Here is an 11,203-nt window from a genome sequence, read left to right as displayed (position 1 = left end):
TTAAACCTCATTTACTTATGATACGGTTCACCACGATTAATCCGAAACGCTCTATACACCTGCTCAAGCAATACTAATCGCATTAATTGATGTGGTAATGTCATCTTCGAAAAAGAAAGAGATTCGTTTGAACGCTTCATTACTTCAGAACTAAGCCCCAGTGATCCACCAATTACAAATGTGATCTTGCTCTTTCCATATGTAGCAAGGCGATCTATACTTACCGCAAATTCTTCTGATGATTTTTGTTTTCCTTCTATAGCTAACGCAATGACATGCGTATCATCAGAAATTTTATCCAGTATACGAATACCTTCTTTTTCTTTTACAATTAACATTTCTGCTGCACTTAAATTTTCTGGTGCCTTTTCATCTGGCAATTCAATTACTTCTACTTTTGCGTAAGAAGATAATCGTTTTAAGTATTCTGCTATACCTTGTTTTAAGTATTTTTCTTTTAATTTTCCGATTGAAATAATCGAGATATTCACATTTATTCCCCACCTTACAAACACGTTATCCACAGGACTTATCCACATATCCACAAATGTTACCCACATATTGTGTGAGAATCTGTGTTCGATACAACATATGTCGCCTCATTTTGACAAAATTCACATGTTTTTTTCTCTTCTTTAGAGTTATCCACATTGTTAATAACCGGTGCGACTTCACACTCATCCACAATGATATCTAATGCTAATTCAACATGTTCTAAACAACAAGGTAAATTCATATTCTTCACCTCACTTTTCTACAATAGAAAACAGGAGGTAGGCCCTCCTGTTTTTAATACTTTTGAATGCCTAATTTCACCGTTGTTGTCGCTCGTTTTGTACCACGATAAAACGTAAGAGTCATTTTATCATTAATTTTTTTATTATATAAGGCCGTGCGGAACCCAATAATATCGTGCACCGCTTTTCCATCTACCGCCACAATAACATCATGTTCTCTAAGACCCGCATCCGTACCTGGCGAAGGACTTTTCACATCTAAAATGCAGACCCCTTCTGTTACGTTACCTGGTAAGTGTAATGTTTTTGACCAATAGTAACTCGGAATCTCATTTAATGATCTTAGTTCAATCCCAACGTAAGGTCTTCTTACTTTACCGTACTTTTCTAGTTCATTCATAATAGGAACAGCTCTCGTAACTGGAATAGCTAGTCCAATTCCTTCTACTTCTTTTGCTGCAATTTTCATTGAGTTAATACCTATTAATTGTCCCGCTACATTTACAAGCGCTCCACCACTATTACCTGGATTAATTGCCGCATCTGTTTGCAATACTTCTACTTGCCAATCGTAATGTCCATCTTGATCTAAATCTACAGGAACAATACGCTCATTAGCCGAAATAATACCTTGTGTGACAGTTCCGGAAAATTGTAACCCCAGTGGATTTCCAATCGCAATAACTGGTTCTCCTCTACGAACGGTATTAGAGTCGCCAATTTCAATCACTTTCTTCACATGCTTCGCATCTATTTCTAGTACAGCTAAGTCCGTGACTACATCGGTTCCTAATACTTTACCTGGAATTTTCTTACCGTCACTTAAGCTCACTTCAATACGATTCGCCCCAGCAACAACGTGGTTATTCGTTACAATATACGCATGTCCATCTGTTCTCTTATAAATCACACCAGAGCCTGTACCAGCTTCCGAATCAGCCTCTGAAAAATTGTCTCGTTGAATATTAATAACACCAACAACAGCCTCTGAAGCACGATCAACAGCGTCTACAAAGCTAATCTGTTTAACAGGAACATTTCCACTTTGAGCTTCAGCCATATTTTTTTCACTTGCTTCAGCTTGCGGAAGCTTACCTGCATGATTTGAAAATAAAGGAGCTCCAAACGCAAATAATGAAGCCCCTACAATTGTCCCCGCTATGCTAGAAATGACAATACCTTTATGTTTCTTTTTGCCTGCACGTTTAATACGATATTTTTCTTCATCAATAAAGGACATATTTGTTCACCTATCTTCCTGAAAACAACTATATTCACCTTTATTGTTTACTAAAATGAAGAATTATACGTATTGAATTTTCGTAGGCACTTTTTGATCCGTATCATGTATTTCAAAGGATTCTCCAACCCCAAAACCTTTTTCTTCTAATACTTGTGATACAGACATACGCGCTAATTCTTTCATGTTATTATCTAAGCTTAAATGTGCTAAATAAATGTGTTTTGTCTCATCTGTAATAACATCAGCCATCGCTAATGCAGCGTCCTCATTACAAACGTGGCCAACGTCGCTTAAAATACGTCGCTTAATGCTCCATGGATAGCGTCCCATACGAAGCATTTCCACATCATGATTGCTTTCAAACACGAAAGCATTTGCTCCCTTAATAACACCTTTCATACGGTCACTTACGTAGCCCGTATCTGTAATAAGAGCTAACTTTCTATTATTGTTATGAAAAGCGTAAAACATCGGTTCCGCCGCATCATGAGAAACACCAAATGATTCAACTTCAATATCCCCAAATGTTTTCACGTCTCCTACTGAGAAAATGAATTTTTGATCAGTTGGGATATTACCTATTAAATGTTCCATTGCATTCCATGTTTTCTCGTTCGCATAAACAGGTAAATCATATTTACGCGCCAATACACCTAATCCTTTAATGTGATCACTGTGCTCATGTGTTACAAGAATACCTGATATGTCATTTATATTCAGTTCAGCTTGTTTAAATAAAGCCTCTGTCGCTTTACCACTTAAACCTGCATCGACAAGCAGTTTTTTTTCATCTGTTCCTACATATAGCATATTCCCTGTACTTCCACTTGCAAGTACACTAAAATGCATGCTCATTCTTTCTCACTCCATTATGTTCTTCCGGCACTTGAGTTTCCCCTAATTCCATAACTTGTCCTTCAATTGCATTCACAAAAAAATCCTTTTTTTGTTCTGTCTTTAAGTTCCATGTTGGAGCAAGCACTTGTATATTAGAAGAAGACTCCGCAAGAGTCGCATATCCAATCTGCGCCTCTTTCACGTGCGTATTTTCTGCAATTTTATTTTTCAAATATATATTTTCTAAAGCTGTTTGAGCAGTAATAATTTCTTGTTCTTTCGTCTTTTCGCTTTCGCCCATTTCCTTCAAATCCGTTAACATTGTTTGTGTATATGAAATAAGCTCATTTTTTTCATTTAAATCTACAACAATCATCGCACGATTATTGTAGAAGATTGGTTTATCTTTATACTTTTGAAAGAAGTAAATTTTTGAGTCCTTTATTGCTCCAAACTCATATTTTTGTCCATCCAGCACATAATTTTTCAAAAACTCATTATACTTATCTTTTGACAATGATTTTGTATTTAAAAAAGGCTCTTTTAATTTACCCTCTATTTGATATTCCTCTTGCACATGCGCTGTCTGATTTTTTAAAGATTGCACATCTTCTTCTTTGAAACCCTTATTTTTTGCCATTATAAATGACTCTTTTTTCGGTTCTTTAGGGAAATTTCCCATAGTAATTTTTTCGGCTTTTAATTGTTGATCGATTTTCGTTTCCGTCACAAGTTCTAATTGATTACTATCTTGCTTTTGAATGAACTGAAAGATAAGAAAGAGGTCTAAAACAAAAAAGGTCACAATAAATATGGTTTTAATTCGATCCCAATCCATTTAGTCCCCCCTCACTCCACTCATATATTTGTTGCTTACCATCTTCTTCACATTTTACATACCATATCGGCTGTAAGACAGCGATTCTCACATCACTGATGGACGGTTCCAATGACATTTTATAACCAATACCAACATCCTGAATTGATTTTTTATCAATTTCTGGATTATTCTCTAATGATGTCATCACTGTACGACCTGATGCGAGAGAAGTTGTTTGTTGTTTACTAGGCAAAGTAATACTGAACTCAAAAAAGGGTCTTTCATACTGCATAATTTCACCTGAACCCCATACTTGTTTTAATTCCGCTATTCCATTTGCATTAAATACAGGCAAACCATCCTCATATAAACGGAATGAAGTTTTCCTCCCATTAATATAATCAAAACGATAGGACTTCAAGGATCCACTATGCCCACTTACAAAGTCAAAACTTTTTTGTAAAATTACCGCATTATCCGTAGATTTATCACCATGTACAGCGGAATTTTTATATTTCAACATTGCATCCGACTTATCAATTTCCATAGAACGGATGCCATCTGTAAATGTTTCCTTTGTTTTCTCAGAAATAGGACTTAAATAACGTGGATCACTAAATAAAGCATTTTTAAATGGATCCACTTCTAGTTTAGCTGTAATATACTCTGCCTTACTTAATTCCGTAATCCCCTCTGGTAAAAAAAGTTTTTTTGTATCATTTATTTGATACTCAAAATATGGTCTTGCTACTGTTATAAGTTGATTTTGAGCATTTATAATATCCTTTATATAAGCACCACTCAATGTTGCTTGATATATTTTATGAGGAGTATCATAGGAAACAAAGCTAACTTTAATTTCTTGGTCCTTACTTCTAGAAGGATCAATTATAATACGATTAAAACTTCTGTTACTTTCTATGTTTTTATCTTTAATATTAAACATATTTTTAATCGTATCTAACGGGATATTTGTAGGAAAAACAAATTCAATTTTTTCTTCTCCGTGTACATAAGACAGAAAATCACCTTTAGGGACTGTCCCCGTTATTTCCTCGAAATTATGTAATTCTCCGTTTTCAAGAATTTTATAGATTGAATCCACATTTTCCTTTTTTTCGCTTACATAATGATTTTTCTCTTTATGAATAACGACAGAGGATGGGCGAACAACCTCCGAAATCTTTATCGTATTTATCTCTTCGTTACCTTGAACGAACTTTGTATTTTGCATAGAAGTAGAATCAGGAACATATGTCCACAAGTTAAAAGTAAGAAATAGACTAATGACAACCAAATTAATTAGAACTATCGTTTTAAAGTTTTCCATACTCATTCCCAATCGTCCTCTTCATCTGTCGCCATTGGCAATGTGAAATAAATAGTTGTCCCTTTTCCTTCCTCACTTTTCGCCCAAACCGAGCCGCCATGTGCCTCAATCATTTCTTTCGCAATGGCTAACCCAAGACCTGTACCACCCATTTGTCTCGAACGCGCTTTATCTACACGATAAAAACGTTCAAATATTTTATCTACATTTTCTTTCGGAATTCCCATTCCTTGATCACTCACACTAATCTCTAATAACTCCCCGCGGTCACGTAGGCGATATGTTACTGTACCACCTTCTGGCGAATATTTTAGTGCATTGGAAATAATGTTATATAAAACTTGTGTAATTTTGTCTGTATCCATATCAATAAATCGAGATTTTTTAGAGAAAGATCGTTTGAAGCTTACATTTTGCTCTTTAGACATTTCAAAACGATCGATAACGTTATTAAAGAAATCAGTAAAGTCGACCCATTCCTTCATTAAGCGATGTTCTGTACTATCTAGTTTAGATAATTGTAACAATGCATTTACAAGCCTGATCATTCTTTCCGTTTCTTCTTGTGTAACTGTTAAAAATTGCGGTGCAATATTGGGATCTTGCCATGCTCCATCAGTAAGTGCTTCTAAGTAACTGCGCATCGTTGTTAACGGCGTTCTTAACTCATGAGATACGTTCGCAACAAACTCACGGCGCTCTTGTTCTATCCGCTCCTGCTCTGTTACATCATATAATACAGCAATTAAACCATTTGCCTTCCCTGTTTCTTTTTGAATAACAGAGAAACTAGCACGTAAAATATATGGTTCATTTCTCGTACTAAAATCTAATAAAACTGAATCAGGCTCTTCATATAAATGATCCAGTGTAAATTCTTCTTGTATTCCTAGCACTTCTAACACTGATTGATCTAGCGCCGTTTCACGCGAAACATTTAACATCTTTTCCGCAGGATCATTTAATAAAATGATATCCCCTTTTCGATCAGTAGCAATTACTCCATCTGTCATATGTGATAAAACGGATGATAATTTTCGTCTTTCACTTTCTGTGGAGGAACGAGCTTGTTGTAATTTTTTAGATAAATTGTTAAAAGATAATGCTAATTGTCCAATCTCATCGTGACTATGCACCTTTACTTTTCGCGAATAATTTCCTTTCGCCATTTCAATTGCTTGTCTTCGCATATCTGAAATTGGTCTCGTAATTGTTTGAGCCAATAAAATTCCAAGTACAGCTGTTACTAATAAAGCAATTACTGTACCCGTTGCGAAAATTTGGTTGATGTCCTTCATTTGTTTATACACATCTTCCATAGATGCAACGATATGAATGACACCAAGTACCTCTCCGCCTGGATCTTTTAGAATAGGGGTAATCATAACTTGAACTCGATGACCTGTATTTCCATCTTTCTCAATCTTTGACTCTGGTTTCTTTTGTACCATTACCCGTTGTACAGCTGTATCTGCTGACGTTCTTCCTACCTTATTTTGCTTAGACCCGTCTGAAATTGCCATTAATTTTTTAGTAGAATCAATTACACTTACTTCTTGAATATCTTTCTTACGATCTGATGCGAATTTTTGAATCGAATCATTAATAGCTTTATCTACTGATTCTGTTTTAGGACGTTCTTTTACAAACTCTTGCTTCAGGTTATAAGAAAGTAGATTTGTTTGCTGCGTTAAGGAATCTTGAAAGCCTTTTACAAGGCTTTTTTCTAATTCCCTGACGAAATATACACCAATTACTTGCATTGCTATTAATATTAACAGCATATATATGAGCACAAATTTTAAATGAATAGATTGAAAAAAACCAACTTTCTTCATATACTATTCCTGTTCTGGGTCACGCAAGTAATACCCTACCCCACGTCTAGTTACAATTAAAGTAGGATGACTTGGATTATCTTCAATTTTTTCGCGTAAACGACGTACTGTTACGTCTACTGTACGTACATCTCCAAAATAATCATAACCCCAAACTGTTTGTAATAAATGTTCACGAGTCATAACTTGACCTAAATGCTTCGCTAAATAATGTAGTAATTCAAATTCACGATGTGTAAGCTCAATGCTTTCTTCACGCTTTGTTACACTATAAGCGTTCGAATTGATAACGATTGGTCCAATAACCATTTCGGTATTTTCTTCTTTCTCTGCAGCACCACCCTGCTGATGGCGACGTAAATTCGCTTTCACACGAGCAAGTAACTCCCTCGTACTAAATGGCTTCGTTACATAATCATCTGCCCCAAGCTCAAGCCCTAATACTTTATCAATTTCAGAGTCTTTTGCTGTAAGCATAATAATTGGCATTTCTGAGCTTTTACGTATTTCACGACATACCTCTAAACCGTCTTTTCCCGGTAACATAATATCTAATAAAACCATATCTGGCTGTTCTTCATTTGCTTTTTCAATCGCCTCATCACCATCATGCGCCATTACAATTTCAAAACCTTCTTTTTCTAGGTTGAACTTCAAAATATCCGCAATTGGCTTTTCATCATCAACTACTAAAATTTTCTTTCCCATCATCGTCTATTTCCTCCTTATAAAAATATGATCAATAATCCTCAAACATATTGGTGTTTCTATAGTATGTTCCTATATGACAACAATCTTAGTCTAAGTATTTCTCCTCTATTCTCATAGACTCATGTATCATCCACTTTTACACGGAATCCTATACGATCTATAGAAAAACCTCTAGCTTCAACTGCTAGAGGCTCCTCATTCTATTGTAAAATAACTACCCACATTTGTAAAACTGGACAAAATAAAAAGGATATTAAGTGGGCCCACTTAATATCCTGAGAGTGGCTCGGGACGGAATCGAACCGCCGACACGAGGATTTTCAGTCCTCTGCTCTACCGACTGAGCTACCGAGCCAAAACTATATATAAAACCACTAATGGTGGTATAAACAAAAGTGGCGGTCCCGACCGGGGTCGAACCGGCGATCTCCTGCGTGACAGGCAGGCATGTTAACCACTACACCACGGGACCAAAAATGAACATAAAAAAAACATGACCCGTACGGGATTCGAACCCGTGTTACCGCCGTGAAAGGGCGGTGTCTTAACCACTTGACCAACGGGCCACGAAAAATAAAATGGTGAGCCATGAAGGATTCGAACCTTCGACCCTCTGATTAAAAGTCAGATGCTCTACCAACTGAGCTAATGGCTCATACTCACCAACGTCATATTTTCGTGACGACAAGACATATCATAACATGCTATCTTTCATTTTTGCAATACCTTTTTTTATTTTTTTATAAAAAATAAGAAAAAACTCATAAAAATATGAGTTTTTTCTTAAAAAAATCAATTTTTTATATCAATTAAGCTTCGTATACGTTACGAACGATATTTGTTTGATTACGATCTGGTCCAACCGAGAACATAGATAATTGGATTCCTGTTAATTCAGAAACACGCTCTACGTATTTTCTTGCATTTTCAGGAAGCTCATCCAGTGATTTCACAGCAGTAACATCTTCTGTCCAACCTGGAAGCTCTTCATATACAGGCTCACATTTCGCTAAAATGTTTAAGTTAGCTGGAACTTCATCGATAACTTCGCCATTGCATTTGTAAGCAACACAAATTTTAACAGTTGGAATACCTGTTAATACATCGATAGAGTTTAATGATAAATCTGTTAAACCACTAACACGACGTGCATGTCTTACAACAACGCTATCGAACCAACCTACACGGCGTGGACGACCCGTTGTTGTTCCGTATTCACGACCAACTTCACGAATTTGGTGACCGATTTCATCATTAAGTTCAGTAGGGAATGGACCATCACCAACACGGCTTGTATATGCTTTACATACACCTACAACGCGAGTAACTTTCGCAGGACCAACTCCAGTTCCAACTGTTACACCACCAGCAATTGGGTTAGAAGATGTAACGAACGGGTACGTACCGTGGTCGATATCAAGCATAACACCTTGTGCACCTTCAAATAATACACGATTATTGTTATCTAGTGCATCATTTAATACGACAGATGTATCGCATACGTAATGTGCGATTTGTTGTCCGTATTCGAAGTACTCTTCAAAGATTTCTTCTACGCTGAAACCTTCTGTATCGTACATTTTTTCAAACAAACGATTTTTCTCCACTAAATTACGCTCAAGCTTCTCTTTAAATGCTTCACGGTCTAAAAGATCAGCCATACGGATACCAATACGAGCAGCTTTATCCATATATGCAGGACCGATACCTTTTTTCGTTGTACCAATCTTGTTATCACCTTTACTCGCTTCTTCTAATTCATCTTGTTTTAAGTGATAAGGTAAAATAACGTGCGCACGGTTACTTACACGTAAATTATCAGTACTTACACCACGATCGTGTAAGTATTTCAACTCTTCAAGTAATGCTTTCGGATCTACTACTAAGCCATTTCCGATTACACAAATTTTCTCTTTATAGAAAATACCAGATGGAATTAAGTGTAATTTATATTTAACTCCGCCGAAAACAATTGTATGTCCCGCGTTATTTCCACCTTGATATCTTGCAACTACTTCCGCATGCTCAGAAAGAAAATCAGTGATTTTACCTTTTCCTTCGTCGCCCCATTGTGTTCCTACAACTACTACTGAAGACATTATTAAAGCACCTCCGCAATTTTCAAACGATCTATTCAAACAATATAATTGTACCAAAACAGAAAGAGAAGTCAACCAAAAAGCGAACATTTTTTTATCGAAAAACGTTTTCGTTCGTAAGAATTACATATTCACCTTATGAAAGCCCTATCTTTCATATAAAAAAAAAGAAACACATCTTATTATAAGAAATGTGTTTCTTTTTTATACTGCCTTTATGCGTGCGGTGCATGTCCATCCTCAAAGCGGCGTTCTAAGTTGACGAATTTATTAAATTCCTTAACAAACGCAAGCTCTACTGAACCTACCGGACCATTACGTTGCTTTGCAATGATAATTTCAATTGTATTTTTATTTTCTGTTTCACGATCATAGTAATCTTCACGATATAGGAAGGCTACAATGTCAGCATCCTGCTCGATACTTCCTGATTCACGAATGTCAGACATCATCGGACGTTTATCTTGACGAGATTCTACACCACGAGATAACTGCGACAAGGCAATAACAGGTACTTGCAATTCACGTGCAATCCCTTTTAATGTACGAGAAATCTCAGATACTTCCTGCTGACGGTTTTCTCCTGATTTCCCACTTCCTTGAATAAGCTGTAAATAGTCAATCAAAACCATCCCAAGACCTTGCTCTTGCTTTAATCTACGACATTTTGCTCGAATCTCATTTACTTTAATCCCTGGTGTATCATCAATATATATACCAGCATTAGAAAGGCTACCCATCGCCATTGTTAATTTCGCCCAATCATCAGAAGTTAATGAACCGGTACGAAGTCTTTGTGCATCAATATTTCCTTCTGCACAAAGCATACGCATAACAAGCTGATCAGAGCCCATCTCTAAACTAAAAATCGCTACATTTTCATCAGTTTTCGTCGCTACGTTTTGTGCGATATTTAGTGAAAATGCAGTTTTCCCTACCGATGGACGCGCCGCCACGATAATTAAATCATTTCGCTGAAAACCTGCGGTCATCTTATCTAATTCAGTAAATCCAGTTGGTATCCCGGTAACTTCACCCTTTTGATTATGCAAAAGTTCAATTTTATCATAAGCATCTACAAGAACATCTTTAATGTTTTGGAATGCTTTTGCATTTGTTTGGTGAGATACTTCTAATATTTTTTTCTCAGCCTCATTTAAAAGGCCATCCACATCATCTTCTCGCTCGTATCCATCCGATACAATATGAGTCGCCGTTCGAATTAAACGACGTAAAAGTGCCTTTTCAGCGATGATGCGTGCATAATATTCTACGTTAGCAGCTGTTGGAACAACTTCTGCTAACTCTGCTAGATAAGAAACCCCACCAACTTCTTCTAGTAATCCTTGATCAGCCATCGCTGATGTCATTATTACTAAGTCGATTGGTTCTCCCTTATCAGACAACCCAAGCATGACTTCAAAAATCTTTTGATGTTTCGTTCGATAAAATGAGTCAGGTACCAATAGTTCCGATGCTGACGTTAACGCATCCTGATCAATTAATATGGCACCTAAGACTGCCTGCTCAGCTTCTATATTATGCGGAGGGGTACGATCAGCCATTACATCACTCATGCGCAATCCTC

At 36.5% G+C, this 11,203-nt stretch carries 10 protein-coding genes and 4 tRNA genes; all 14 read right to left on the bottom strand.

The features are described 5' to 3' along the window. Positions 1-11: 11 nt before the first annotated feature. The 14 genes from rlmH to dnaB all read right to left on the bottom strand — a co-directional run bounded on the left by rlmH (position 12) and on the right by dnaB (position 11,192). Positions 12-491 (bottom strand): 23S rRNA (pseudouridine(1915)-N(3))-methyltransferase RlmH, encoded by a 480-nt coding sequence (gene rlmH / locus AC1DS7_RS02415; RefSeq protein WP_002130178.1) that lies wholly within the window; start codon positions 489-491, stop codon positions 12-14. A 59-nt stretch (positions 492-550) separates the two neighbouring features. Next, positions 551-736: a CxxH/CxxC protein gene (locus AC1DS7_RS02410; protein WP_002035001.1), complete on the bottom strand. Its 186-nt coding sequence runs from the start codon at positions 734-736 to the stop codon at positions 551-553. Positions 737-789: 53 nt separating this feature from the next. Continuing rightward, positions 790-1,977, bottom strand: a complete 1,188-nt coding sequence (locus AC1DS7_RS02405) for a S1C family serine protease (RefSeq protein WP_002035000.1) — start codon at positions 1,975-1,977, stop codon at positions 790-792. Between the two features lie 63 nt (positions 1,978-2,040). Further along, on the bottom strand, positions 2,041-2,835 hold the full coding sequence (locus AC1DS7_RS02400) for an MBL fold metallo-hydrolase (RefSeq protein WP_002143955.1): 795 nt from the start codon (positions 2,833-2,835) through the stop codon (positions 2,041-2,043). After that, positions 2,819-3,655 (bottom strand): two-component system regulatory protein YycI, encoded by an 837-nt coding sequence (locus AC1DS7_RS02395; RefSeq protein WP_002143956.1) that lies wholly within the window; start codon positions 3,653-3,655, stop codon positions 2,819-2,821. The genes AC1DS7_RS02400 and AC1DS7_RS02395 overlap by 17 nt, the downstream gene beginning before the upstream one ends. Next, positions 3,636-4,973 (bottom strand): YycH family regulatory protein, encoded by a 1,338-nt coding sequence (locus tag AC1DS7_RS02390; protein WP_002143957.1) that lies wholly within the window; start codon positions 4,971-4,973, stop codon positions 3,636-3,638. The genes AC1DS7_RS02395 and AC1DS7_RS02390 overlap by 20 nt, the downstream gene beginning before the upstream one ends. Then, positions 4,970-6,805, bottom strand: a complete 1,836-nt coding sequence (gene walK / locus AC1DS7_RS02385; RefSeq protein WP_002143958.1) for a cell wall metabolism sensor histidine kinase WalK — start codon at positions 6,803-6,805, stop codon at positions 4,970-4,972. Before walK ends, AC1DS7_RS02390 begins: the two co-directional genes overlap by 4 nt. A 3-nt stretch (positions 6,806-6,808) precedes the next feature. Next, positions 6,809-7,516: a cell wall metabolism DNA-binding response regulator WalR gene (gene walR / locus AC1DS7_RS02380; protein ID WP_000971867.1), complete on the bottom strand. Its 708-nt coding sequence runs from the start codon at positions 7,514-7,516 to the stop codon at positions 6,809-6,811. Positions 7,517-7,798: 282 nt separating this feature from the next. Continuing rightward, a tRNA-Phe gene (locus tag AC1DS7_RS02375) sits at positions 7,799-7,871 on the bottom strand. A gap of 41 nt (positions 7,872-7,912) precedes the next feature. After that, positions 7,913-7,988, bottom strand: a tRNA-Asp gene (locus AC1DS7_RS02370). Between the two features lie 22 nt (positions 7,989-8,010). After that, positions 8,011-8,082, bottom strand: a tRNA-Glu gene (locus tag AC1DS7_RS02365). 13 nt (positions 8,083-8,095) lie between these two features. Further along, positions 8,096-8,171: transfer RNA gene (locus tag AC1DS7_RS02360), tRNA-Lys, on the bottom strand. 154 nt (positions 8,172-8,325) lie between these two features. Beyond that, positions 8,326-9,615 carry an adenylosuccinate synthase gene (locus AC1DS7_RS02355; protein ID WP_002034994.1) on the bottom strand — a complete coding sequence of 430 codons (1,290 nt, stop codon included), beginning with the start codon at positions 9,613-9,615 and terminating at the stop codon, positions 8,326-8,328. A 215-nt stretch (positions 9,616-9,830) separates the two neighbouring features. Continuing rightward, positions 9,831-11,192, bottom strand: coding sequence for a replicative DNA helicase (dnaB, locus tag AC1DS7_RS02350; protein WP_002016457.1), 1,362 nt, complete (start codon positions 11,190-11,192; stop codon positions 9,831-9,833). Positions 11,193-11,203: the final 11 nt, after the last annotated feature.

This window comes from Bacillus sp. P4_E1, assembly GCF_056401715.1.
This window is presented reverse-complemented; position numbering and strand designations above follow the sequence as displayed.